The following is a 24,307-nucleotide window of genomic DNA, read 5'->3' on the forward strand; positions in this document are numbered from 1 at the left end:
CTGGGGGGTGACGGACCCGCGCCACCGGCATTCGACAGGGAGGAAAAAACGCCGCAGGTGCGACCAGACGCAACCAGCGTGCGCAGTACCCATCAACCCATGCGCAGCACCCAACCCATCAGGTGAACTCCCATGCAGATCCTATTCCCGAACGAAACTCCTGAATATTCAGGTCGCGAACTTACCTTGGCGTTCCCGGCGATGGTGGATGGGCAAAGGGTGGAGTGCATGATCACCGCGGAAGCGCTGGAAGATCACTTCGGCGCGGCCTCGCCGCGTCTGGAGGACATGGTCGGCGCGTTCGACGCGCACCGCGCGCGGATCGAAGCCGCGACGCGGCGTCTGCTATCGGAAACGCGGGCGCAATGTCTGGTGCTGAGGAGCGGCTACGTGCGTTTCTATGAAGCGAACTGGCGCAACTGAGCGAAGTCGCGCCGCCTGAGTCGCTACCCCGCGCGGCGGTGTGTTCCAGGTGCTGCGGCACAAGACCGGAAGCGGATCAAACCATCCGCCGCAGCGTCCGGTCCTTGAACACCACATGATGCGCAATCGCCGCCAGCGCGTGCAATCCGATCACCCAGTAAAACGCATTGCCAAGCCACACATGCGCCGTCTTGAGCAATGGCCGCGCAATCGGATCCGCGCCGATCAGGGTGTAATTGAAATTGATCCAGGCCAGCGTCACCGGATGTCCGCCGGCATTGGTCATCAGGATGCCGAGTAGCGGCTGCGCGAAGATAAAGACGTACAACGCGAGATGCGCGGCCCGCGCCAGAAACGCGAGCAGGCGATTACCTTCGATTTCCGCGGGCGCGCCGGCCCACAGTCGCCATAGCAGACGCAGGACCGCCAATCCCAGCACGAGGGTGCCGGCCCAGAAATGCACGCTGCTCCAGAAAGCCCGGCTGTCGGAGCCTTTCGGCCCGCGTATTTCGATTGCCAGATAGGCGAGTGCGACCAGCAGAAAGATCGCCCAGTGGAAGAAGATGGCAGGCGTCGAGTAGCGGGCCGAGGTGCGGTCCGCGGCGCGGTTGTAGGACATGCAGGGAACTCCTGTGACCAGTTCGTTGGTTTTTATCAATCATCAGATGATAAAGGGTGCCCGACCAGAACGGGCGCCTTCAATAAAACGATTGTTGATCCAGACCGAACCACTACCCATCACAGTGCCCCTGCCGCGATGCTTTGCGGCAGGCTGCGCCGCGTTGCACGGCGCCGCGCTTATTCGCTGCCGAGGTAGAAATACCGGAACAGGAAAATCGCCGCGATGATCCACACCACCAGTTTCACTTTGCGCGCCTGTCCGGTCAGCAGTTTCAGGCCGGCATACGAGATGAAACCGAACGCGACGCCATTGGCGATCGAGTAGGTGAACGGCATCAGCAGGGCCGTCAGGGCGGCTGGCACGACTTCGGTGGCGTCGTCCCACGGCAGGTCGAGCATTTCGCGCAGCATCAGGCACGACACGTACAGCAGGGCCGGCGCCGTCGCGTAGCCGGGCACCACGCCCGCCAGCGGCGCGAAAAACAGCGCCGCGAGGAACAGGATGGCGACGGTAATCGCCGTCACACCCGTGCGGCCGCCGGCCTGCACACCCGACGCGCTTTCGATATACGCCGTGGTCGACGAGGTGCCCAGCATCGAGCCGGCCAGAATCGCCGTGCTGTCGGCGAGCAAGGCGCGGTTCAGCCGGTGCATCTTGCCCTCGACCAGCAGCCCGGCGCGATTGGCCACGCCCATCAGCGTGCCGGTCGCGTCGAACAGTTCGACGAGGAAGAACACCAGGATCACGTTCAGCACACCGCCGGAGAGCGCGCCGCGAATGTCGAGCTGGAACAGCGTCGGGGTAATGGACGGCGGCGCGGAGACGATGCCGTGGAACTGATTGCCGCCGAAGAAAAAGCTCAGCACCGTCACGCCGACAATGCCGATCAGGATCGCACCGCGCACCCGCAGATAGTCGAGCGTGACAATTGCAAAGAAGCCGATCACCGCGAGGATCACATGCGGGTTGTGCAGATCGCCGAGCGTGACCAGCGTGGCCGGATTGCCGACCACCACACCGGCCGACTTCAGCGAAATGATCGCGAGAAACAGGCCGATGCCGCCAGTAATCGCGATGCGGATCGAATGCGGAATGCCGTTCACGATGACCTCACGCACACGAAACAGCGTGACGATCAGGAACAGGCAGCCGGAGATGAATACTGCGCCGAGCGCGGCCTGCCATGTGAAACCCATGCCTTTCACGACGGTGTAGGCGAAATAGGCGTTCAGGCCCATGCCCGGCGCGAGCGCGATCGGGTAGTTCGCGTAAAGGCCCATGATCAGCGAGGCCAGCGCGGCCACGAGGCAGGTGGCGACGAACACCGCGTCCTTCGGCATGCCGGCGTCGCCGAGAATCGCCGGGTTGACGAAGATGATGTAGGCCATCGTCAGGAAGGTGGTCAGCCCGGCGAGCACTTCGGTGCGCAGGTTGGTGCCGGCGGCTTCGAAGCCGAAGTATCGTTTTATGGAGTCCATGAGGCGGGTCTCTCGTTGTTCAAAAAGCGTTTCTTGTGGTTGATACGGCGATGCGCAGCAAACAGGCAGGCGACTGGTCCGTCCCGCTCCGCACGATACGGAATGGCATGGCGCCGAAGTGCCGCGCAGCCAGGCCTACCGGCGGATTGTAATCACGATTGACGGCGGTGCCCCTATCGCGTCACCGGGAGCCTGGCTGAAGGGGCGAGATGATACCTTGCCAGCGCGCGGGTCGGCGCGGCAAGCGAATTTACGATGTTGCGGCTGGGAACGGTGGGTTTTTTTCAGGGAAACGCCAAGCGGCAGAGCTTGGCTTGACAGCGCAGCTTGAAAAGATTCGGGCAGAAGCTAACCGCGCAAATCGTGCGGAAGGCGGGAGGGGCGCGAGAGGCAGACTAGTGATGCGCAGACGCGCGGGGCATGCAGAACCCACGGCGCCGGCGACCCTTGTGGTCGCGGGCGGCCCGACCTGCCGCTTCAGGACAACGATGAGACTGCTGCTTACTGCGTCATGCTCCCGCCCGCCTGCTGCGCCCGGCGCGCGGCGACGATGCGGCCCGCGCGTTGCGCATTCTCCGGATAGTCGATCCAGTCGAGCGGATCGTAGCCGGCGGCGCGCCATTCGGCCAGATCGGCTTTCACCTGAGCGCGTGTTTTCGGCCCGGACGGGTCGTAAGGCCGCGAAGTCTGCGCAAACGCGCTGTTCATGCCAACGACGGCCAACAGCGCGCCGAGTCCAACGAGAGAAGCGATTTTCATGATGAGCTCCCATGGAGCGGTTAAAAACGACCCCGACATTTTATTTTTCGTCAACCTTTCGAGTAAGGCGGTTGAAGGTAATGCACCGTTTCATCCAGCGATTCAATGCGGCCCCCTTGACCGCGCGCGCGATCCCGATTCAGGAGGGCGACGGTTTGCTGAAGCGATCCAGCACCGCGCTCAGCAGATCGATCGGCAGCGGAAACACGATCGTCGAATTCTTGTCGGCGGCAATCGTCGTGAGGGTTTGCAGGTAACGCAACTGCATGGCCTGCGGCTGCTTCGCGAGCGTCTGCGCCGCCTCCAGCAGATGCTGCGAGGCTTGCAATTCACCTTCCGCATGAATCACCTTGGCGCGCCGTTCGCGCTCGGCTTCGGCCTGACGGGCAATGGCGCGGATCATCGTTTCGTTGATGTCCACATGCTTGATCTCGACGATCGACACCTTGATCCCCCACGCGTCCGTTTGCGCATCGAGCACCTTCTGAATATCGGCGTTCAGTTGTTCGCGATCCGCCAGCAGTTCATCGAGTTCGTGCTTGCCGAGCACCGCGCGCAGCGTGGTTTGCGATAGCTGGCTGGTCGCCTCGAAATAACGCGCTACCTGGATCACGGCCTTCTCCGGATCGACGACGCGGAAATACACCACCGCGTTGACCTTCACCGAAACGTTGTCGCGCGTGATCACGTCTTGTGGCGGCACGTCGAACACGATGGTGCGCAAATCCATGCGCACCGCCTGTTGCACGATCGGGATGATCAGGACGAGGCCGGGCCCCTTGACCTTCCAGAAGCGCCCGAGCATGAACACCACGCCGCGTTCGTACTCGCGAAAAATCCGTATCGATGAAGCAATCAGCGCGATCACCAGCAGAATCAGAATGCTGCTGAAGCCGAATGTGAAACCGATCATGAGCGTTCTCCTTGTTGTCGTGTTTCCGCGGGCACCACGGTCAGCGTCAGTCCGCGACGCGCCGTGACGCGCACCGCGTGACCGGCCGCGACCGGGGCCGTGCTGGACACCCGCCAGCGTTCACCGTGCACCTGCGCCCAGCCGGCCAGCGTGGCGCCCGCTGGTGCGTCGACCGTTGCGTTGGCTGTTGCGTGCGCCGTAGCATCCCCCGACAACAGCGCACCTTCCGGCAGCAGGCCGCCGTCGAGCACGACGCCGACACTGCCGATCAGCCCTTCCGAACCGGTCACCACCGGCTGGCGCCGCGCCCGCAACGCAAGCCTCGAGACGCCGAACACAAACGCGACGCTGAACACGACCACGGCCGCGATCAGGGGCAGCGGAATGCCGTAGCCGGGCACGTCGGTATCGATCAGCATCAGCGCGCCGATCACGAAGGCGGCCACTCCGCCGAAGCCGAGCGAGCCGAAAGTCGGCAGAAACGCCTCGCCGATCAGGAAGGCGATGCCGAGAAAGATCAGGCCGAGCCCGACGTAATTGACCGGCAGCATCTGCATCGCGAAGAGCCCCATCAGCAGACTGATGGCGCCGACTACGCCCGGCAACACGAAGCCCGGATTGGCGAACTCGAAGAAGAGGCCGTACATGCCGATCATCAGCAGAACCAGCGCGACGTTCGGGTCGGTGATGACCGCGAGGAACTGGCTGCGCCAGTCGGCTTCGAGCGTGACCACCGCTGCGTTGGTGGTGCTGAGTTTGACGTCGCCGTGGCTCGTGCTGATCGTGCGGCCGTCCACCTGGCGCAACAGGTCGGGAATGTCGCGCGCGTTCAGATCGACCACGTGCTGCGCGAGGGCTTCGCTCGCCGACAGGCTGACGGCTTCGCGCACGGCGCGTTCGGCCCAGTCGGCGTTGCGTCCGCGCATTTGCGCGAGGCCGCGGATGTAGGCGGCCGCGTCATGGACCTGCTTGCGCAGTTCGGTCGATTGGGTGTCGAGTGGGAGGGCGGTGGTGGCGCTGGCTGAGTTGGCCGGATCGGTCGAGCTGGCTGACTTGGCTGCGTTCGCGGAGTTCGCCGACGCTGGCGCGCCAGGCCCGCTCTTTTGCGCGCCGCTTCCCGCTCCCGTTCCAGTGCCGGGCAATCCGGGCATGCCGCCGCCAGCAGGCGGCTCCGCACCGCCGATGCCCATCTGGATCGGCGTTGCCGCACCGAGGTTTGTACCTGGCGCCATCGCCGCAATGTGGCTGGCGTAAACGATGTAGGTGCCGGCGCTCGCCGCACGCGCACCGCTCGGGGCGATGAAGGTGGCGACCGGCACAGGCGAGCCGAGAATCGCCTTGATGATCTGCCGCATTGACGTATCCAACCCGCCGGGCGTATCGAGTTGCAGCACGGCGAGTTGCGCGCGTTCTTCGGTGGCGCGCTGCAGGCTGCGTACGATGAAGTCGGCACTCGCAGGACCGATCGCGCCGTTCACGGGGATCACGACCACGCTATTCGGCGCCACGGCGGCCTGAGCGGCTTCGGCGACCCAGCCACGCGGCGCGTTTTCGCACAATGCGAACCCGAGCGCCAAAACTACGCCGAACGCGGTCATGCCGCGCATCAACCGGCCCACGACTGTGCCACGGATAAGCGCAAGGCGCGGACCAGACTGCCGGAACGGGAGACGCGGATACGTGCTCATCGCTGACGGCTGCCGCGCTACGCCGATGGGTATCGGCCGGCGCGGGCCGATACCCCAAATAGGCTGGCCTGCTCCTTACAGCTTAGTCCGATTCCAGGCGATGCGTGAAATCCGCGCGCGCCGGCCGGTAATCGGTCGGCCGCATGCCGGTCCACTTGCGAAACGCGCGATGAAACGCGCTCGGCTCGGCGAAACCCACGGCGGAGGCGATGTCGGCGATCGTGCGGTCGGTGTCCTGCAATTCGCCGATAGCGACGTCGCGCCGCAAGTCGTCCTTGATCGACTGATACGTATAGCCTTCCTGCTTCAGACGTCGCCGCATGGTGGCCTCGGCGACGTGCAGGCGCTCGGCCATCTGATCGGCGGCGGGCCAGCCGGCCATCGGCAGCGCGCGCAGCATCTTGCGCACGCGCGCGGCGAGCGAGCCGGGATTGCGGTATTTGACGATGAAACTGCCTGGTGCATCACGCAGGAACGGCTTGACCGACTTGGCGGTCTGGATCACCGGCAGTTCGAGAAATGCCGGCGACAGGTCGACATACGATCCGGCCTGATCGAAGGTCATGTCGTCGCAGAACATCAGACGGTATTCATGCGCGGCAGGCGGCTCGGCGCAGCGAAAGCGCGCCTCGAGCAACGGAATGCGCCGCCCGACCAGCCAGCACAACAGGCCATAGACAAGGATGAAGTAAGTCGCATAGGCGAACATCGCGGGCGGCCGGGTGCCTTCGCGTTCCACGAACCTGAGCCGTACACGCTCGCCATCGGTTTCAATTTGCGCGCTGAGATCGTCCAGCACCAGGCGCATGAAACGGACCGCACGCGCGAGCGCCTGTGCGCCGTTGCGCGCGGTCAGCGCCGTTTGGGTCATCGCGATGAAGCTGCCGCTCTTCATGCGATGCGAGTCCTGGCCGAAGAACTCGTCGTCCAGCGCGCGGGCGATGCCGGCCCACAGCGCGCCGTACTGCGCCGACGACACGCGGCTCTTCGGCGACGCCAGCAGCGGCCCCGCAATGCCGGCGGCTTCGGCGAGCGGCAACGCATCGAAACCGCGCGCGCGTGCCAGCGCCAGGGTCTCCTCGACCAGACTGACGGAAATCGTGCCTTTATCGTTCTTGAGGTTCTTCATCTCTTCGTGACGTGCTGGCAAATGCGCTCAACATTTTCCTTGTGACGATCCGCTAAGCCTTTGAAAATGCGGCCCGAACCGGGTTTGTATGATACCTCCATGGCAAATGCGCTCAACCAGAATGATCGGGCTGAGCATCGAACATGGCCGGCGGCTTCCCTACACTTGGTGCGAACCGATCGCGGGCCGCATCGCCCGGAGGCATACGGCGAGGCCACGGAGAGGTCGCGGCGAGGTCGCGGCGAGGTCGATCAAGCCCCCGCAACGAGCCGCGGATGATGAGGCGACGCCACCGCGAGTCGATGCGTATGCGCTTCGTCGCCACGACCTGCTGCCGCACCGCGCCGCCGCGACTCGCCGCACCTAACAGGACCGAGCCCATGGACAGCTTCTACACCGACGAACAACGGATGATCCGCGACGCCGCCCGCGACTTCGCCACCGAACGCCTCGCGCCGAACGCCGGGCAGTGGGATCGCGACGCGAAGCTGCCGGCGGAAGTCGTCACGCAAATGGGCGAGCTCGGCTTTCTCGGCATGATCGTGCCGTCCGAGTGGGGCGGCTCCTATACCGACTACGTGGCCTATGCGCTCGCGCTCGAAGAGATCGCCGCGGGCTGCGCCGCCTGCGCCACGCTGATGAGCGTGCACAACTCGGTCGGCTGCGGGCCGATCCTGAACTTCGGCACCGACGCGCAAAAAGACCGCTATCTGCAAGACCTCGCCACGGGCCGACGGATCGGCGCGTTCTGTCTGACCGAGCCGCAAGCCGGCTCCGAGGCGAACAATTTGCGCACCCGAGCGGTGCTGCGCGACGGCAAATGGATTCTTAACGGCAACAAGCAGTTCGTGACCAATGGCGCGCGCGCCAATATTGCGATCGTGTTTGCCGTCACCGATCCTGACCGCGGCAAGCGTGGCCTGTCAGCCTTCATCGTGCCGACCGATACGCCCGGCTTCAACGTCGGCAAACCCGAGCACAAGCTTGGCATTCGCGCCTCCGACACCTGCCCGATCTCGCTCGACGATTGCACGGTGCCCGAAGCCAATCTGCTCGGCGAACCAGGCGAAGGTCTGCGGATCGCGTTGTCGAATCTCGAGGGTGGCCGCATCGGTATCGCGGCGCAGGCGGTGGGCATCGCGCGCGCCGCATTCGACGCCGCACGCCTCTACGCGAACGAACGCATTCAATTCGGCAAGGCGCTGAAGGATCACCAGACCATCGCCAACATGCTCGCCGACATGGCGACTCGGCTGAACGCCGCGCGTCTTCTGGTGCATCACGCGGCGCGGCTGCGCACGGCGGGCAGGCCGTGTTTGTCGGAGGCTTCGCAGGCCAAACTGTTTGCGTCGGAACTCGCCGAGGAAATCTGCTCGAACGCGATCCAGATCCACGGCGGCTACGGCTATCTTGAGGACTACGCGGTGGAGCGCCACTATCGCGACGCTCGTATCACCCAGATTTACGAAGGAACCAGTGAAGTGCAGCGGATGGTTATTGCACGCCACGTTTAAACGCGAGTTGGACGGCGTTTGAGCGCAAAATGGCGTGCTAGTAGTACAAAGCAGAAGCGAAAAACAGAGCGCATGCCGCGCCACCAGTACAGGAGACGACGATGACTGCAGCGAAGGGCTTTCTGGAAGCGCGCGATCTGTTATTGCGCCATCGAACCGACTACGAGCGCGCCTACCGCGAATTCGCGTGGCCGGCGCCGGGCGAGTTCAACTGGGCGCTCGACTACTTCGACGTGATCGCGCGAAACAACGACAACCCCGCGCTGTGGATCGTCGACGATCCGGCCAGCGAAGGCTTGCGCCTCTCCTACGCGCAGATGTCGGAGCGCTCGGCGCGCATGGCGAACTTCCTGCGCGGCCTCGGCGTGGGGCGCGGCGACAAAGTGCTGCTGATGCTGCCGAACCGGGTCGAACTCTGGGACGTGATGCTCGCGGCCATGAAGCTCGGCGCGATCGTGTTGCCCGCCACCACCCAGCTTTCCGCCGACGACGTGCGCGACCGCGTGCAGATTGGCGGCGCGACGTTCGTGGTCGTGGATAGCGCGGAGCTGGCCAAGTTCGATGCACTCGACGTGCCGCTCACCCGCATCTCCGTAGGCGCGCCGCGCGACGGCTGGATCGATCTTGCCGCGGCCTATGACGCATCACCCCAATTCACGCCTGAGGGCGTCACGCATTCCACCGATCCGCTGCTGCTGTATTTCACTTCGGGCACGACGTCCAAACCGAAGCTGGTCGAGCATACGCACCAGAGCTACCCGGTCGGGCATCTATCCACGATGTACTGGATCGGCCTGCAACCGAACGACATCCACTGGAACATCAGTTCGCCGGGCTGGGCCAAGCACGCGTGGAGCTGCTTCTACGCGCCGTGGAATGCGCAGGCCTGCGTGTTCGTTTTCAACTTTCCGCGCTTCGTGCCGAAAGAAACGCTCGACGTGCTGGTGCGTTTCAACGTCACCACGTTATGCGCGCCGCCGACCGTCTGGCGCATGCTGGTGCAGGAGCACCTCACCGACTATCCGGTGAAGCTGCGCGAGATCGTTGGCGCGGGCGAGCCGTTGAATCCCGAGATCATCGAACGCGTCAGGCACGCGTGGGGCATCACGATTCGCGACGGTTTCGGTCAGACCGAAACGACCTGCCAGATCGGCAACCCGCCGGGGCAACCGGTGGTGCCGGGCTCGATGGGCCGTCCGCTGCCGGGCTATAAAATCGAACTCCTCGATGCCGACGATCAAGCCGTCACCGAGGGCGAAATTTCGCTGCCCTTAGCCGAACGTCCGCTCGGTTTGATGACCGGCTACGCGAACAATCCCAACGCCACCGCGCAAGCCATGCGCAACGGTTTCTACCACACCTCCGACGTCGCGATGCGCCGTGAGGACGGCTACTACGTCTACGTCGGCCGCGCCGATGACGTTTTCAAATCGTCCGATTACCGGCTGAGTCCGTTCGAACTCGAAAGCGTGTTGATCGAGCACGAGGCGATTGGCGAGGCGGCCGTGGTGCCGAGTGCCGACGCGGTGCGTTTGTCGGTGCCCAAGGCGTTCGTCACCGTCCGTCAGGGTTACGAAGCGAGTCCCGAACTCGCCCGCGCGGTGTTCGCGTTCTCGCGCGAAAAACTCGCACCGTATAAGCGGATTCGCCGCCTGCAATTCAGCGAGCTGCCGAAAACCATCTCCGGCAAGATTCGCCGCGTCGAATTGCGGCGCCGCGAAATGGAGCGCGAGGCCGAGCCCGCGCGCCTGCCCGGTGAGTATTGGGAAGAAGATTTCCCGGACCTGCGTTGATTATTTTTATTTCCCGTCACTGTTCGGCCGCCGAGCGGCCACTGCACAGGAGTTCCAGCATGAGCGCAATTGCTTCGAACGATGCCGCCACCGTCAAACTGCTGATCAACGGCGAGTTCGTCGAATCCAAGACCACCGAATGGCGCGACATCGTCAACCCGGCCACGCAGGAAGTGCTGGCGCGCGTACCGTTCGCCACCGCCGACGAAGTGAACGAAGCGATCCGTTGCGCGCACGCCGCGTTCAAAACGTGGAAGGACACGCCGATCGGCGCGCGCATGCGCATCATGCTGAAGTTCCAGGCACTGATTCGCGAGCATTCGCCGCGCATCGCGAAGACCCTCAGCGCTGAGCAGGGCAAGACGATTCCGGATGCGGAAGGCGACATCTTCCGTGGGCTGGAAGTGGTCGAACATGCGTGCTCGATCGGCACCTTGCAGCAGGGTGAATTCGCGGAAAACGTGGCGGGCGGTGTGGACACGTATACGCTGCGTCAACCGATCGGCGTATGCGCCGGCATCACGCCGTTCAATTTCCCCGCCATGATTCCGCTGTGGATGTTTCCGATGGCGATCGTCTGCGGCAATACGTTTGTGCTGAAACCGTCCGAGCAGGATCCGATGTCGACCATGCAACTGGTCGAACTGGCGCTCGAAGCCGGTGTGCCGAAGGGCGTGCTGAATGTCGTGCACGGCGGCAAGGACGTGGTCGACGCGCTCTGCACGCACGATCTGGTGAAGGCGGTTTCGTTCGTCGGCTCGACGGCGGTTGGCACGCACGTCTATCGCCTCGGCAGCGAACATGGCAAACGCGTGCAATCGATGATGGGCGCGAAGAATCACGCGGTCGTGCTGCCCGATGCGAATCGTGAGCAGACCTTGAACGCGCTGGCCGGTGCCGGTTTCGGCGCAGCGGGACAGCGTTGCATGGCGACCTCGGTGGTCGTGCTGGTGGGCGCCGCGCAGCAATGGCTGCCCGACCTGGTCGCGAAGGCGAAGACGCTGAAGGTCAACGCGGGCCACGAGCCGAATACGGACATTGGCCCGGTGGTCTCACGCGCGGCGAAGCAACGGATTCTCGGCCTGATCGAGACGGGCGTGAAAGAGGGCGCCACGCTGGCGCTCGACGGCCGCGGCGTGACGGTGCCGGGCTATGAGCAAGGCAACTTCATCGGCCCGACGGTCTTTACCGATGTCACCACCGACATGGAGATCTACCGCCAGGAAATCTTCGGCCCGGTGCTGGTGGTGCTGAATGCCGCGACGCTCGATGACGCGATCGCGCTCGTCAACAGCAATCCGTTCGGCAACGGCGTGGGCCTGTTCACGCAGAGCGGCGCGGCGGCGCGCAAATTCCAGAGCGAGATCGATATCGGCCAGGTCGGCATCAACATTCCGATTCCGGTGCCCGTGCCGTTCTTTAGCTTCACCGGCTCGCGTGGCTCGAAACTCGGCGACCTCGGACCCTATGGTAAGCAGGTCGTGCAGTTCTACACGCAGACTAAAACCGTCACCGCCCGCTGGTTCGACGACGACACCGTCAACGACGGCGTCAACACGACGATCAGCCTGCGCTGATCCCCAAGGTCGATTGCTTTGCATGGAATGGGAGTACGCGCTATGAAAATAGGTTTTATCGGACTCGGCAACATGGGCGCGCCAATGGCGCTCAACCTGCTCAAGGCGGGCCACGCGGTCAATGTATTCGACCTCAACGCGCAGGCGGTACAGGCGCTGGTCGACGCCGGCGCCAAAGCGGGGGCTTCGCCGAAAGCGGCAGTAACCGACGTCGAGTGCGTCGTGACGATGCTGCCCGCTGCCGCGCACGTGCGCAGCGTGCTGACAGCGGACGACGGCGTGTTCGCCGGCATTGCGAAAGGTGTCACGATCATCGATTCGAGCACCATCGACCCGGCAAGCGTGAACGCGTTCGCCGAACTGGCCGCGCTGCACGGCAACACCTTCGTCGATGCGCCCGTCTCGGGCGGCACCGGCGGCGCGGCGGCGGGCACGCTGACTTTCATGGTCGGCGGCAGCGCGGCGGCTTATGAGCAGGTGAAACCGGTGTTGTCGTCGATGGGCAAGAACATCGTGCATTGCGGTGAGACCGGCACGGGCCAGGTCGCGAAGATCTGCAACAACCTCGTGCTCGGCATCACGATGGCCGGCGTGGCCGAGGCGATGTCGCTGGGCGAGGCGCTCGGTATCGATTCGAAAGTGCTGGGCGGCATCATCAATACCTCGACGGGCCGCTGCTGGAGTTCGGACACGTATAACCCGATGCCCGGCGTGATCGAAACCGCGCCGTCCACGCGCGGCTATACCGGTGGCTTCGGCACGGATCTGATGCTCAAGGACCTGGGCCTCGCCACCGACGCCGCGAAATCCGCGCGTCAACCGGTGTATCTCGGCGCGCTCGCGCAGCAGCTTTATCAGACGATGAGCACGAAGGGCGCGGGACGTCTGGACTTCTCGGCGGTGATCAAGCTGTATCGCCAGGACGGCAAGGACCGAGGCGCGTGATGATCGAGCTCGACTACGCACACGACGGCGCCGTCGCGCTGCTGACGCTCAAACGACCGCCCGCGAACGCGTTCACGCCGGAGGGTTTGCTGCAGTTACAGCAGACCGTCGAGCGTCTGAACGGTGAAGCGCGCGTGCGGGCTATCGTGATCACGGGCGATGGCCCCAGGTTCTTCAGCGCGGGCGCCGACCTGAACACCTTCGCCGACGGCAATCGCGAAGTCGCGCGCACGGTGGCGACGCGCTTCGGCGCGGCGTTCGAAACCTTGCAGAACGCGCGGCCGGTGGTCATCGCGGCGATCAACGGCTATGCGATGGGGGGTGGACTCGAATGCGCGTTGGCCTGCGATATCCGCATCGCCGAGCAGCATGCAACGATGGCCTTGCCTGAAACCGCGGTTGGCTTGCTGCCCTGCGGCTGCGGCACGCAAACGCTGCCGTGGCTGGTCGGCGAAGGCTGGGCCAAGCGGATGATCCTGACGGGCGAACGCGTCGATGCCTCTACCGCATTGCGTATCGGTCTCGTCGAAGAAGTGGTGGAGAAGGGCGCCGCGCGCGAGGCCGCGTTGACGATGGCAGCGCGTGTCGGAACGTTGAGTCCGCAAGCGGTCGGCTTCAGCAAGACGTTGATTCATCAGGGCCGTAACGGCGTGCCACGCGCGGCGGCTCTCGCGGTGGAACGCGAACGCTTTGTCGATCTGTTCGACGGCGCCGACCAGCGCGAAGGCGTCAACGCGTTTCTTGAGAAGCGCGCGCCACGCTGGCAGGTGACGCAAACTGGACGGGCGGAGCATGCAGCGCACGCCGGGCAGGTTGCAAACCCCGCGCAGGAGATTCATCGATGAGCACGTTGCCAGGCGTCGCGCTAGATACCAGCGTCGAAGCGGAGCGCGAGATTCTGTTTCGCGTCGTCAACCGGGTGGCGATCATCACGCTGAACCGGCCCGCGGTGCTCAATGCGCTATCACACGCGATGGTGCGTGAACTTGCCGTGCTGGTCGAACATTGCCGTACCGACGACGGCATTGTTGCGCTCGTGCTGAAAGGCGCGGGCGACAAGGGTTTTTGCGCCGGCGGCGACGTGCGCGAGGTGTACCGGCTCGCGAAGAATGGCGACAGCCGGTGGCTGGCGTTCTTTGTCGACGAATACCGGCTCGACTATGCGCTGCACACGTTTCCGAAGCCGGTGGTTGCCTTGCTCGACGGTATCTCGATGGGCGGCGGCATGGGGCTCGGTCAGGCGGCGCGGCTGCGCATCGTCACCGAACGCAGCAAGATCGCGATGCCGGAGACCCGGATCGGCTTTCTGCCGGACGTCGGCGCGACGCGTTTCCTGAGCGTGATGCCGGCGGAGGTCGAACTGTACGTCGGGCTGACCGGCGTGAGCTTATCCGGTGCTGATGCGCTGCGCCTGCAACTGGCGGATCTGTGTGTGCCGGCCGAATGGCTTGGCTCTTTCGAAGAGCGCCTGCAGCGCATGTCGCACGCGGGGGATTTGATGGCTGCATTGCGTGGGGTGTTCGAGCCGCCGTGCAATGTGATTCCGCATGCTGCGTTGGGGCCTTTTACCCCGTTGATTCTGAGGCATTTTGACTGGCGTTCGAGTGTCGAGCGGATTGTGGCGACGTTGCGTCATGATCTGGAGCGTGAGCCGCCGCGCGAGGTTAAGCAGTGGCTGCAGGCTACTTACGATGCGATGGTTGGGCATTCGCCCACGATGTTGTATGTTGCGCGCGAGGCGCTGTTGCGTGGTCGGCAGATGAGTTTGGCCGAGTGCTTCCGGATGGAGTTGGGAATCGTCAAGCGGGTGATCGAGGAGGGCGATTTTTGCGAGGGTGTCAGGGCGCAGTTGATCGACAAGGACCGTAGATGTCGGTGGGCGCCGGCGACGCTCGCTGAAGTTAGGCCCGAAAGAGTTCGGTGGTTTTTGGCTTCGCCGTGGGGGAGGGGGGCGCATCCGCTTGGTGGGTTGGGGTGATTGGTGGGGTTCTGGATTGCCTACGGTGTTGGCCTTTCCTTGATCTGACTCTTTGGCCTTTCCTTGAGTTGATATTGGTCTATTAGTGTCGCCCCTGTGCGGGGCGGCACTTACTTTCTTTGCCGCGGCAAAGAAAGATAAGCAAAGAAAGCCGCTCACACCGCCAGCTCACAAGCGGGACCCCCGCACAGCCACGGTAGTGGTGCATCTGGAATCCGCGTTCTCGCACATTCGGCGCGAGTGACAAGGCAGTCATGCTTCCCGCCTCGCACTGCGTGCTCGCCGGAAGGGTTCATCGAGAACCCACGGTTTTCGTGACGCGTGATGGGGACCGTCGGCTTCGCCTCGCCTAGACGCCCAGGTAACATGTGACGAAGCCGCCGGCGAATGAACGCGGCCAGCGAATGAACGTGGCAAACACGAACCAAACGAAACGGGCACATTGAGGCTGCGGAGGTGGCAATCGCGCTAACGGTAGTAAGGCCTGTGACGATTCGATGCGAGCGACGGTACTGAGCATGAACGCGAGTGTGAAAACGCGGCGATCGGTTTGTGCGGTACCTTCGGCGCGCGGAGCGCCGCCGGAAGTATGACGGCGTTGCGAAGAGACAGAGATGACTGCCACGGGTCGGGAGCGAAGCCGCTGATTCCATCACGCGCCAAGGAAACCGTGGTTTTTCGATGAACCCTTCCGGCGAGCACGCAGTGCGAGGCGAGAAGCATGACTGCCTTGTCACTCGCGTCGAATGTGCGAGGGCACGGATTCCAGATGCTCCACTACCGTGGCTGTGCGGGGGACCCGCTTATGAGCTTGCGGTGTGAGCCCCACTTCCATCTCGCGTACAAACTCGCTTGATGCAGTGGGGCTTAAGTTGAGAGCATTGACGGCGGGAGGACTGCCAGCGGCAAATAATTTACCTTGGAATGTCTCCGTTAGATCGAGCAGTTCTGCTATTTGGTCGACGCTCGCAGAGCCGAGAAATGGGCCATCGATCACCAGGCAGCAGTGCGTCTCCGGGGTGTCATAATAATCGATCCATACCGCGAGACGAACCTCGTGGTCAGTCGATTGCACCGGATAGAAAAACGCACCCTTCAACTTGTCGCCACTTGTCAGCGCGCTCCAGATGTTCGAAAAGCCGAGCAGGTTTTGCTGTGCGATGCCTGAATTCGTAAATTCATGAAGGCACGCCAGGCTGAGTCGCGGCGAATTTGACGTAAGACTTGTGTCCGACGGACACACAACGGCCACCAGGAGTCGCGTATGGATCGACAATCGGTTCGTCGAATGTGTACGACCCGACCATTCGTCAATATGAGCGGGAGTGAACCCGAATAGGCTGCCTCCAGAGACGCCGACCGCGCAGCATCTGGCCGCTTTGGAGCATGTTGGTGACGTTCGCAGAAATTAGCTGAGGGGGGAACGGGTCGGCTACTGTCCTCTGCGCGATGCGCGGTTGGAGAGTTCTGGCACGCGCCGGCATCGGGCTGAGTTCGGCCAGTTTCGGACGTTCCGCGACCGTCCACCAACGGCCGCAATGCCTCCCGAAGTAGCCATCCAACGCGCTTATCTCACCAAGTTTTTTTATCGGACTGGGACGCATCTTCCTCGGCTTCGAGTGCCGTCACCATCTCGTCCGCGGCCCGTTTTAGTTCGGGCACATAGCGGCGCTTCGCTTCCGCAAGCGTTACTGCGCGCGACAGAAAAACGACGTTCAGGCTCGCGAGTACCCGCTCGCGCGAAACGATCGGAACCGCAACGGCGCCGATCTTGTTCTGAGCCGTCCAATCGCCGTGATTCGAACCGAATCCATCAGCGCGCACGCGTCGAACGAGATTGCGAACGAGCGCATCGCTGGAGGCCAGCGCCTTTTGTTCATCGCCGCCGGCACCCGATCGCAGCATATCGAGAATGTCCTCTCGCTCACCGTCGGGGCACAGCGCGAAATAGGCACGGCCGGAAGCCGTCAGCAGAATGGGCAAGCGTCGACCGACCATTGACCGATGAAAAGATAGCTGACTGAACCGGTGCGTCGTCTCGCGAATGATCATGGCGTCGCCGTCGGGCGTCGTCAGGTCGGATGGCCACGCGACTCTCTGGAGCAATCGACCCATGATCGGCGGGGCGATGGTCGCGATGCGTTCATCGTCCGTGAAGCCTTCGCTCAACGAACGGACGTCGAGCGTCAGGCGAAAGCTGTCGTCCGACGTACTCCGTCGAACGAACCCCTCTTCGACCAACGTCTCCAGCAAGCGACGCACTGTCGTGCGGTGCAAGCCAATTGCATCGCTGATCTGCTGGCTCGTGGCGCGACCGCTTTCGATCGAATTCAGTGCACGCAGGACCTGGAGGCCGCGCGCCAGCCCACGAACGTTCGTGTATTTCGTCACCGCTGAAAAATGTCCTTGTAAATCAACTATGTGCATTCTATGCACATTTTTCAGATTTTGTTGAGCGGTTTGGGCGTGCTCCATAGACTGCATCAAAACCAACTATTCAAGGAGACGCGTGACGCATGTCACGCATGTTCTCCTGACTGTGACTGAACCAAACAGTACCGGACGCGACCACGAACCCCATCCGTCGCGAACCTTAGGAGACAGACATGCATCCCGCCATCGACACGGCGGCCGTCAGCGGCCGTCCCGAGATTGTGTCAACCGACATCGCCATCATCGGCGCCGGACCCGTCGGCCTCATGATCGCCAACTATCTGGGACTGCAGGGCGTACGCGTCGTGCTGATCGAAAAGCTCGACCAGATCATCGACTACCCGCGCGCTATCGGCCTCGACGATGAAGCCTTGCGTGTGTTCCAGTCGGTCGGCCTGGCAGAGGAACTGCTGCCCCATACGACGTCGGACCACTGGATGCGCTTCGTCACGCGCACGGGCCGCTGTTTCGCATCAATCGAGCCACGCACTGACGAATTCGGCTGGTCGCGCCGCAACGCGTTCATTCAGCCGCTTGCCGATCGCATCCTGTTTCAGGGGCTGCAACGCTTCCCGCACGTTCGCGTGCTATTCGGACACACCGTATCGGGTTTTGCACAAGACGACACTGGCGTGACGATCGACGCGCAGGATGCGAGCGGCGCGATCAAGTCGATCCGCGCTGCCTACATGATCGGTGCGGACGGCGGCAACAGCTTCGTGCGCCGCGTGCTCGACGTCCCGTTCGAAGGGCGCACCAAGCCGAACCAGTGGATCGTCGTCGACGTGCGCAACGATCCGATCGGCTCGCCCCATGTCTATATGCATTGCGACCCGGCGCGCCCCTATGTGTCGGCGGCGTTGCCGCACGGCATCCGGCGCTTCGAATTCATGGTCATGCCGGGGGAAACGGAAGAAGAACTCTCGAAGCCAGAGAACATGGCGGCGCTGATCCGCAAGGTGGTCGCCGATCCGGACAAGGTCGATTACATCAGGAAGCGCGTGTACACGCACAACGCGCGTCTTGCCAGCACGTTCCGCGTGAAGCGCGTGCTGCTCGCGGGCGACGCCGCACACATCATGCCGGTGTGGCAGGGACAAGGCTACAACAGCGGTATTCGCGACGCGAACAATCTCGGCTGGAAGCTGGCGATGGTGGTCAAGGGTCTCGCCGGCGACAGCCTGCTGGATACATATACGACGGAGCGGCGCGCGCACGCGCGTTCGATGATCCACTTGTCGGAGGTGGCCGGGGACATCTTCGCGCCGACTAGCAGGCTCGGCACGAAGTTCCGTGACGGCTTCGTCCGGTCGCTCGGCATGCTTCCTTCGCTCAAGCGATATTTCGTCGAGATGCGTTTCAAGCCGATGCCGCGTTATGAATCGGGCGTAGTGCTATTGCCCGAACGCGAGCAGCGCGACGGCTTCCTCGCGCGCCTGCTCGAACGTTCCGGTCATACGGCGCTCGGACGAATGCTCGGGCTGATGAGCGAGAAGCGTGAGTCGTTGCTCGGCCGTCTCGTATACGGGCGCGACTCCGCCAGTCAGTCGCCCGTGGGCCGCATGTTCATCCAGCCGCGCGTGCGTTCAGTCGATGGCGCCGTCTTGCGTCTCGACGATGTAATCGGCAATCGTTTCGCGATCATCGGATGGGGTTCGGACCCGACCTTCGGATTGACGCCGGAGGCACGCGAAACGTGGAAGAGACTCGGCGGTTGCTTCGTGATCGCCAAGCCAGATACGCAGTTGATCTATCGCGAGGACGTGCCGGCAGGCGTGATCGCCATCGGCGACGTGAGCGGCCGACTGAAGGACTGGTTCGCACGCGTGCCGGCATCGGTCATGCTGCTGCGCCCGGACCGCTTTGTCGCGGGCATGTGTTCGCCGCAGCAAGTGTCGTCGGGCATCGAAGAACTCGCCGGCAAGCTGGGTTCGCAAACGCTCGCTTTCCCGGACATCCATCCCGCGCATGAAGTTGCGGGTGAAACGGCCATAGCGGTCGAAACGGGAGTCTGACATGCCGATCCTTCTCGAATGCCTGTCTCACACGCCGCTGCACGGCTATCACGATCCCGCGCCCGAGATCGTCGTGGAAGTGGAGCGAGTGCAGCGTGCCGCCCGCGCCCGCGTCGAATCCTTCGATCCAGAACTGGTAATCGCATTCGCGCCTGATCACTACAACGGCTTCTTCTACGACGTAATGCCGCAGTTCTGCATCGGTATTGCGGCGACGGCCATCGGCGACTTCAACAGTCTTGCCGGCCCGCTTGACGTGCCAGAGGAAGTCGCGCTCGCTCTGGCGGAGGCCGTGCTTGCGAGCGAAGTTGATGTGTCCGTGTCGTACCGCATGCAGGTGGATCACGGTTGCGCGCAAGCGCTCGACGTGCTGACCGGCGGTCTTGATCGCTATCCGGTCGTGCCGGTGTTCATCAATTCGGTAGCATCGCCGATGGCATCGTCCCGCCGCTCGCGCCTTCTCGGCGATGCGATCGGCCGCTTTCTCTCGCGCACAGCCAAGCGCGTGCTCGTGATCGGTTCCGGCGGCATCTCGCACGAACCGCCCGTGCCGGAGATCGCCGGTGCGAACGCCGAGGTCGCCGAGCGGCTGATCGCCGGGCGCAATCCGTCTGCCGAATCGCGCGAGGCGCGGCAGGCGCGCACGGTGGCGGCTGCGAAGTCTTTCACCGCTGGCGACAGCCATCTGCATCCACTCAATCCTGAGTGGGACCGCAGATTTCTGGATCTCCTCGCCGCCGGCGACCTCACCGCCGTCGATGGCATGACCAATTCGGCGATCACCCGCGACGGCGGCAAGTCCGCACACGAGATCCGCACCTGGATCGCCGCGTTTGGCGCGCTTGCCGCTTACGGCTCTTATCGGGCGTCGCTCGATTACTACCGGCCTATCCCCGAATGGATCGCGGGCTTCGGCGCGATGCATGCACAACCCGAGACCCAAGGAGACTTTCATGTCCAATGAGCAAACCGTGCTTGCGCTGGCCGCGCGCCTTCGCGATGCCGAATACGCAAGACAACCCGTCGCACCCGTACGCGATGAGATTCCCAGCGGCGATGCCGCGCTCGCGTATGCCGTGCAGCGCGCCCGCGTCGACGCGCGATGCGCGCAAGGCGAACGCGTGGTCGGCCGCAAGATCGGTCTCACGTCGGTTGTGGTGCAACGCCAGCTTGGCGTGGACCAGCCGGACTTCGGCACGCTCTTCGCATCGATGGCCTACGGCGACAATGCCCCGATTCCGCTCTCGCGCCTGATCCAGCCGAAGGTCGAGGCGGAGATCGCGCTCGTGCTGCAGCGCGACCTCGTGCTTGAGAAGCACACGTTCGCCGACCTGATCGACGCGAGCGCTTACGCGCTTGCCGCGATCGAAGTGGTCGACAGCCGCATCCGGGACTGGGACATCCGCTTCGTGGACACGGTTGCTGACAACGCATCGAGCGCAATGTTCGTGCTCGGTAGCCGTCCCGTACCGCTCGCAGAACTCGATCTCGCAGCCTGCGCGATGACGCTCTCGCAGGACGGCGAAGTGCTTTCTCGCGGCAACGGCTCGGCATGCCTAGGCAATCCTCTCAACGCAGCCGTGTGGCTTGCCGATCGCATGGCGCAACTCGGCACGCCGCTTCGTGCCGGCGACATTGTGCTGACGGGTGCGCTCGGGCCGATGGTGGCTGTCACCGGATCCGGCACGTTCACCGCGCAAATCGACGGACTGGGCAGTGTCCGCGCCACTTTCACCGACTAAGGAACTCACATGGCAACCGACAAACTCAAGGCCGCGATCATCGGCTCCGGCAATATTGGCACCGATCTGATGATCAAGATCATGCGACACAGCAAGCATCTGGAGATCGCCGCCATGGTGGGCATCGACGCGGCATCCGATGGTCTCGCGCGCGCTGCGCGCCTCGGTGTCGCGACGACACACGAGGGCGTTCAGGGACTTGCGCGCCTGCCGGTGTTCGATGAGATCGAATTCGTGTTCGATGCGACGTCCGCCAGCGCGCATGTGAAGAACGACGCGTTTCTGCGCACGCTCAAGCCCGGCATCCGCCTGATCGACCTGACGCCTGCGGCGATCGGCCCGTACTGCGTGCCGGTCGTGAATCTGGAGGCGCACCTCGACAGTCGCAACGTCAACATGGTGACGTGCGGCGGGCAAGCGACCATTCCGATGGTGGCGGCCGTGTCGCGTGTGGCGAAAGTGCATTACGCGGAGATCGTTGCGTCGATCAGCAGCAAATCGGCCGGACCAGGCACCCGCGCGAACATAGACGAGTTCACGGAAACCACGTCGAAGGCGATCGAAGTGGTGGGCGGTGCGCACAAGGGCAAGGCCATCATCGTGCTCAACCCGGCCGAGCCGCCGCTCATGATGCGCGACACCGTCTATGTCCTCTCCGAACTCGCGGACCGCGCGAAGATCGAGGCATCGATTGAGGCCATGACCGCAGCCGTGCAGGCCTACGTGCCGGGCTATCGCCTCAAGCAGAAGGTGCAGTTCGACGAGATCACCGCCGATGCGCCACTCAACATTCCGGGCCTTGGCCGCTTTAGCGGCTTGAAAACTTCCGTGTTCGTTGAAGTGGAAGGCGCTGCACACTATCTGCCAGCGTACGCCGGCAATCTCGACATCATGACATCGGCCGCGCTCGCCACTGCCGAACGCATGGCGCAATCTCTCGCGAACGCATAAGGGAGCATCAGCATGAGCAAGAAACTCTATATCTCCGACGTTACGCTGCGCGATGGCATGCATGCGATCCGTCATCAGTATTCGATCGCGAACGTGCAGGACATCGCCCGCGCACTGGACCGGGCGAAAGTCGACAGCATCGAGGTCGCGCACGGCGACGGTCTGCAAGGATCCAGCTTCAACTATGGCTTCGGTGCGCACAGCGATCTCGAATGGATCGAAGCGGCGGCGGATGTCGTGAGCCACGCAAAAATTGCCACGTTGCTTTTGCCGGGCATTGGCACCATCCACGATCTCAAGGCCGCATACGACGCAGGCGCGCGCATCGTGCGCGTCGCCACCCATTGCACCGAAGCCGATATCTCGAAGCAGCATATCCAATACGCACGCGAACTCGGCATGGACACCGTCGGCTTCCTGATGATGAGCCACATGACGACGCCCGAGCATCTCGCCGCTGAAGCGAAGAAGATGGAGACCTACGGCGCGACGTGCATCTATGTGGTCGACTCGGGCGGCGCAATGAACATGAACGACATCCGCGCACGCTTTCGCGCATTCAAGGAGTTGCTCGATCCCGCCACCCAAACGGGCATGCACGCGCATCACAACCTGAGCCTCGGCGTCGCAAATTCGATTGTCGCGGTGGAGGAAGGGTGCGACCGCATCGACGCGAGCTTGGCGGGCATGGGTGCGGGAGCGGGCAACGCCCCGCTCGAAGTCTTCATCGCGGCAGCCGAGCGCCTCGGCTGGAATCATGGCACTGAGCTCTACACGCTGCTCGACGCCGCAGACGATCTCGTGCGGCCGTTGCAGGATCGCGCGGTTCGCGTGGATCGCGAGACGCTGGCGCTTGGTTACGCGGGGGTCTATTCGAGCTTCCTGCGCCATTCGGAAGTGGCGGCGAAGAAGTACGGCCTGAAGACTGTCGACATTCTCGTCGAGCTTGGCCGTCGCCGCATGGTGGGTGGGCAGGAGGACATGATCGTCGATGTCGCACTGGACCTGAAGCGCGAACTCGAAGCGCGCGTCTGAACGAACACAACCATACCCACGGCACGATCGCCACCAAGAGCGATGCCGAACCTACATCGGAGACTTTTCATGAACACCTCAGCACCGCGCCGCGCAAGCGGCGCCATCACCATCGGACTGTGCCTCGTCGTCGCGCTGCTCGAAGGACTCGATCTTCAATCGACTGGCGTCGCCGCCCCGCGCATGGCGCGCGAATTCCACCTCGCTGTCGCGCAGATGGGCTGGGCCTTCAGCATCGGTGCGCTGGGGCTCCTGCCGGGGGCCGCGATCGGAGGACGCCTCGCCGACCGGATGGGCCGCAAGCGCGTGCTGATGTTGTCGGTTGCGCTCTTCGGCCTCTTCTCCATCGCGACGACGCAGGTCTGGAACTTCGAGAGTCTGCTCGCCGCCCGCTTCGTGACGGGTCTCGGGCTCGGCGCCGCGATGCCCAATCTGATCGCGCTCTGTTCCGAGGCCGTGCCGCCGCAGCAACGCAGCACGGCGGTGGGCGCGATGTATTGCGGCATGCCTTTCGGCGCGGCAATCGCGGCGGTCATCGGCATCGTGAGCCCGGGCGATGAAGGATGGCGGCATATCTTCTACGTCGGCGGCATCGGACCGTTACTGACCCTGCCGTTGCTCGCGCTCTTCCTGAAGGAATCCGCGCAATTCATCGCGACCAGGTCCGACGAAGCTGCGCATCATGAGGCGGCACCGGGGGTCACGCAGGCGCTGTGGAAGGAAGGTCGCGCCGGCACCACTCTCGCGCTGTGGGTCAGCTTTCTTGGCACGCTGATCGTGTTGTACTTCCTGATCAACTGGCTTCCGTCGATGGTGCTAAGCCGGGGGCTCACGCGTACGCAGTCGGGCGTCGTGCAGATGATGTTCAACATCGGCGGCGGTATCGGCGCGATCGTCATCGCGGGTCTGATGGACAGAATCGGCCGGCGGCCCACGGTTATGGGTATGTACGTCGGCATAGCCGGGGCGCTTGCGGTGCTCGCCAGCGCGAGCACCGGCGCCACGATGGCGTTCGGCGGGCTGCTGGCGGGTCTCTTCCTCGTCGGCGGGCAGTCGGTGCTGTATGCGCTCGCCAGCAGCATCTATCCGACGCAAGTTCGCGGCACGGGCGTGGGCGCCGCCGTCGCCGTGGGCCGCATGGGCTCGATCCTCGGGCCGTTGATCGCGGGCCAGTTGCTTGCGATCGGGCAGAGTGCGTCGGTGCTGGTGGCCGCGAGCATTCCGCTGATCGCGGTGGCGGCCGTCGCGGCGCTGCTCGTAGTGGCCCGGTTTCCGCGCGGGCAGTTCATGGCTGTCGCGCACTAGCGCGCGT

21 protein-coding genes are annotated in these 24,307 nt (G+C 63.5%); 13 read left to right on the forward strand and 8 right to left on the reverse strand.

What is annotated here, in order from left to right; all coding sequences use genetic code 11:
* The first annotated feature begins 132 nt into the window (after nt 1-132).
* Complete coding sequence (locus PQR53_RS05725; RefSeq protein WP_028194698.1) at nt 133-423, forward strand: DUF1488 family protein; 291 nt, start codon at nt 133-135, stop codon at nt 421-423.
* Between the two features lie 76 nt (nt 424-499).
* On the opposite strand, the gene PQR53_RS05730 is transcribed toward PQR53_RS05725, so the two are convergent.
* From PQR53_RS05730 to PQR53_RS05755, 6 genes are all read right to left on the reverse strand, one after another.
* Nucleotides 500-1,042 carry a cytochrome b gene (locus tag PQR53_RS05730; protein WP_408451605.1) on the reverse strand — a complete coding sequence of 181 codons (543 nt, stop codon included), beginning with the start codon at nt 1,040-1,042 and terminating at the stop codon, nt 500-502.
* A 179-nt stretch (nt 1,043-1,221) separates the two neighbouring features.
* Nucleotides 1,222-2,523: an NCS2 family permease gene (locus tag PQR53_RS05735; protein ID WP_179741052.1), complete on the reverse strand. Its 1,302-nt coding sequence runs from the start codon at nt 2,521-2,523 to the stop codon at nt 1,222-1,224.
* Nucleotides 2,524-3,024: 501 nt separating this feature from the next.
* Nucleotides 3,025-3,282, reverse strand: a complete 258-nt coding sequence (locus PQR53_RS05740; protein ID WP_408451606.1) for a DUF4148 domain-containing protein — start codon at nt 3,280-3,282, stop codon at nt 3,025-3,027.
* A gap of 139 nt (nt 3,283-3,421) precedes the next feature.
* On the reverse strand, nt 3,422-4,195 hold the full coding sequence (locus PQR53_RS05745) for a slipin family protein (protein ID WP_408451607.1): 774 nt from the start codon (nt 4,193-4,195) through the stop codon (nt 3,422-3,424).
* A complete protein-coding gene (locus PQR53_RS05750; RefSeq protein ID WP_408451608.1) occupies nt 4,192-5,883 on the reverse strand; it encodes an NfeD family protein in 1,692 nt (563 codons plus the stop codon). Before PQR53_RS05750 ends, PQR53_RS05745 begins: the two co-directional genes overlap by 4 nt.
* Nucleotides 5,884-5,965: 82 nt before the next feature.
* Complete coding sequence (locus PQR53_RS05755) at nt 5,966-7,012, reverse strand: AraC family transcriptional regulator (RefSeq protein WP_408451609.1); 1,047 nt, start codon at nt 7,010-7,012, stop codon at nt 5,966-5,968.
* Nucleotides 7,013-7,392: 380 nt separating this feature from the next.
* On the opposite strand from PQR53_RS05755, the gene PQR53_RS05760 reads away from it, so the two are divergent.
* The 6 genes from PQR53_RS05760 (at nt 7,393) to PQR53_RS05785 (ending at nt 14,819) form a co-directional block, all read left to right on the forward strand.
* Nucleotides 7,393-8,526: an acyl-CoA dehydrogenase gene (locus PQR53_RS05760; protein WP_408451610.1), complete on the forward strand. Its 1,134-nt coding sequence runs from the start codon at nt 7,393-7,395 to the stop codon at nt 8,524-8,526.
* Between the two features lie 101 nt (nt 8,527-8,627).
* Complete coding sequence (locus PQR53_RS05765) at nt 8,628-10,319, forward strand: AMP-binding protein (RefSeq protein WP_408451611.1); 1,692 nt, start codon at nt 8,628-8,630, stop codon at nt 10,317-10,319.
* A gap of 59 nt (nt 10,320-10,378) precedes the next feature.
* Nucleotides 10,379-11,896, forward strand: coding sequence for a CoA-acylating methylmalonate-semialdehyde dehydrogenase (locus PQR53_RS05770; protein ID WP_408451612.1), 1,518 nt, complete (start codon nt 10,379-10,381; stop codon nt 11,894-11,896).
* A gap of 42 nt (nt 11,897-11,938) precedes the next feature.
* Nucleotides 11,939-12,841, forward strand: coding sequence for a 3-hydroxyisobutyrate dehydrogenase (mmsB, locus tag PQR53_RS05775; protein ID WP_408451613.1), 903 nt, complete (start codon nt 11,939-11,941; stop codon nt 12,839-12,841).
* Nucleotides 12,841-13,686 (forward strand): enoyl-CoA hydratase, encoded by an 846-nt coding sequence (locus PQR53_RS05780; protein ID WP_408451614.1) that lies wholly within the window; start codon nt 12,841-12,843, stop codon nt 13,684-13,686. Before mmsB ends, PQR53_RS05780 begins: the two co-directional genes overlap by 1 nt.
* Nucleotides 13,683-14,819 carry an enoyl-CoA hydratase/isomerase family protein gene (locus PQR53_RS05785; protein WP_408451615.1) on the forward strand — a complete coding sequence of 379 codons (1,137 nt, stop codon included), beginning with the start codon at nt 13,683-13,685 and terminating at the stop codon, nt 14,817-14,819. Before PQR53_RS05780 ends, PQR53_RS05785 begins: the two co-directional genes overlap by 4 nt.
* 733 nt (nt 14,820-15,552) lie before the next feature.
* Here the strand turns inward: PQR53_RS05785 and PQR53_RS05790 are convergent.
* Nucleotides 15,553-16,095, reverse strand: coding sequence for a hypothetical protein (locus PQR53_RS05790; RefSeq protein WP_408451616.1), 543 nt, complete (start codon nt 16,093-16,095; stop codon nt 15,553-15,555).
* Between the two features lie 296 nt (nt 16,096-16,391).
* Nucleotides 16,392-17,210, reverse strand: coding sequence for a DNA-binding transcriptional regulator (locus tag PQR53_RS05795; RefSeq protein WP_408451617.1), 819 nt, complete (start codon nt 17,208-17,210; stop codon nt 16,392-16,394).
* Between the two features lie 215 nt (nt 17,211-17,425).
* Here PQR53_RS05795 and PQR53_RS05800 point away from each other — a divergent pair, with 215 nt between their 5' ends.
* The 6 genes from PQR53_RS05800 to mhpT all read left to right on the forward strand — a co-directional run bounded on the left by PQR53_RS05800 (nt 17,426) and on the right by mhpT (nt 24,300).
* Nucleotides 17,426-19,267 (forward strand): bifunctional 3-(3-hydroxy-phenyl)propionate/3-hydroxycinnamic acid hydroxylase, encoded by a 1,842-nt coding sequence (locus PQR53_RS05800; RefSeq protein ID WP_408451618.1) that lies wholly within the window; start codon nt 17,426-17,428, stop codon nt 19,265-19,267.
* Between the two features lies 1 nt (nt 19,268).
* Nucleotides 19,269-20,231 carry a 3-carboxyethylcatechol 2,3-dioxygenase gene (locus PQR53_RS05805; protein ID WP_408451619.1) on the forward strand — a complete coding sequence of 321 codons (963 nt, stop codon included), beginning with the start codon at nt 19,269-19,271 and terminating at the stop codon, nt 20,229-20,231.
* Nucleotides 20,221-21,009, forward strand: a complete 789-nt coding sequence (gene mhpD, locus PQR53_RS05810; protein ID WP_408451620.1) for a 2-keto-4-pentenoate hydratase — start codon at nt 20,221-20,223, stop codon at nt 21,007-21,009. The genes PQR53_RS05805 and mhpD overlap by 11 nt, the downstream gene beginning before the upstream one ends.
* A 9-nt stretch (nt 21,010-21,018) precedes the next feature.
* On the forward strand, nt 21,019-21,960 hold the full coding sequence (locus PQR53_RS05815; RefSeq protein ID WP_408451621.1) for an acetaldehyde dehydrogenase (acetylating): 942 nt from the start codon (nt 21,019-21,021) through the stop codon (nt 21,958-21,960).
* Nucleotides 21,961-21,972: 12 nt separating this feature from the next.
* Nucleotides 21,973-22,995 (forward strand): 4-hydroxy-2-oxovalerate aldolase, encoded by a 1,023-nt coding sequence (gene dmpG / locus PQR53_RS05820; RefSeq protein ID WP_408451622.1) that lies wholly within the window; start codon nt 21,973-21,975, stop codon nt 22,993-22,995.
* A 69-nt stretch (nt 22,996-23,064) separates the two neighbouring features.
* Nucleotides 23,065-24,300, forward strand: coding sequence for a 3-(3-hydroxy-phenyl)propionate transporter MhpT (gene mhpT, locus PQR53_RS05825; protein ID WP_408451623.1), 1,236 nt, complete (start codon nt 23,065-23,067; stop codon nt 24,298-24,300).
* The last annotated feature ends 7 nt before the right edge of the window (nt 24,301-24,307 follow it).

Origin of the sequence: Paraburkholderia fungorum (assembly GCF_046027605.1) — a bacterium.
GTDB lineage: Bacteria > Pseudomonadota > Gammaproteobacteria > Burkholderiales > Burkholderiaceae > Paraburkholderia > Paraburkholderia fungorum_F.

Bases quoted from the DNA above. Each gene is read 5' to 3' on its own strand.
- PQR53_RS05725 (WP_028194698.1), top strand. From the start codon at position 133: ATGCAGATCCTATTCCCGAACGAAACTCCTGAATATTCAGGTCGCGAA.
- PQR53_RS05730 (WP_408451605.1), bottom strand. From the start codon at position 1,042: ATGTCCTACAACCGCGCCGCGGACCGCACCTCGGCCCGCTACTCGACG.
- PQR53_RS05735 (WP_179741052.1), bottom strand. From the start codon at position 2,523: ATGGACTCCATAAAACGATACTTCGGCTTCGAAGCCGCCGGCACCAAC.
- PQR53_RS05740 (WP_408451606.1), bottom strand. From the start codon at position 3,282: ATGAAAATCGCTTCTCTCGTTGGACTCGGCGCGCTGTTGGCCGTCGTT.
- PQR53_RS05745 (WP_408451607.1), bottom strand. From the start codon at position 4,195: ATGATCGGTTTCACATTCGGCTTCAGCAGCATTCTGATTCTGCTGGTG.
- PQR53_RS05750 (WP_408451608.1), bottom strand. From the start codon at position 5,883: ATGAGCACGTATCCGCGTCTCCCGTTCCGGCAGTCTGGTCCGCGCCTT.
- PQR53_RS05755 (WP_408451609.1), bottom strand. From the start codon at position 7,012: ATGAAGAACCTCAAGAACGATAAAGGCACGATTTCCGTCAGTCTGGTC.
- PQR53_RS05760 (WP_408451610.1), top strand. From the start codon at position 7,393: ATGGACAGCTTCTACACCGACGAACAACGGATGATCCGCGACGCCGCC.
- PQR53_RS05765 (WP_408451611.1), top strand. From the start codon at position 8,628: ATGACTGCAGCGAAGGGCTTTCTGGAAGCGCGCGATCTGTTATTGCGC.
- PQR53_RS05770 (WP_408451612.1), top strand. From the start codon at position 10,379: ATGAGCGCAATTGCTTCGAACGATGCCGCCACCGTCAAACTGCTGATC.
- mmsB (WP_408451613.1), top strand. From the start codon at position 11,939: ATGAAAATAGGTTTTATCGGACTCGGCAACATGGGCGCGCCAATGGCG.
- PQR53_RS05780 (WP_408451614.1), top strand. From the start codon at position 12,841: ATGATCGAGCTCGACTACGCACACGACGGCGCCGTCGCGCTGCTGACG.
- PQR53_RS05785 (WP_408451615.1), top strand. From the start codon at position 13,683: ATGAGCACGTTGCCAGGCGTCGCGCTAGATACCAGCGTCGAAGCGGAG.
- PQR53_RS05800 (WP_408451618.1), top strand. From the start codon at position 17,426: ATGCATCCCGCCATCGACACGGCGGCCGTCAGCGGCCGTCCCGAGATT.
- PQR53_RS05805 (WP_408451619.1), top strand. From the start codon at position 19,269: ATGCCGATCCTTCTCGAATGCCTGTCTCACACGCCGCTGCACGGCTAT.
- mhpD (WP_408451620.1), top strand. From the start codon at position 20,221: ATGTCCAATGAGCAAACCGTGCTTGCGCTGGCCGCGCGCCTTCGCGAT.
- PQR53_RS05815 (WP_408451621.1), top strand. From the start codon at position 21,019: ATGGCAACCGACAAACTCAAGGCCGCGATCATCGGCTCCGGCAATATT.
- dmpG (WP_408451622.1), top strand. From the start codon at position 21,973: ATGAGCAAGAAACTCTATATCTCCGACGTTACGCTGCGCGATGGCATG.
- mhpT (WP_408451623.1), top strand. From the start codon at position 23,065: ATGAACACCTCAGCACCGCGCCGCGCAAGCGGCGCCATCACCATCGGA.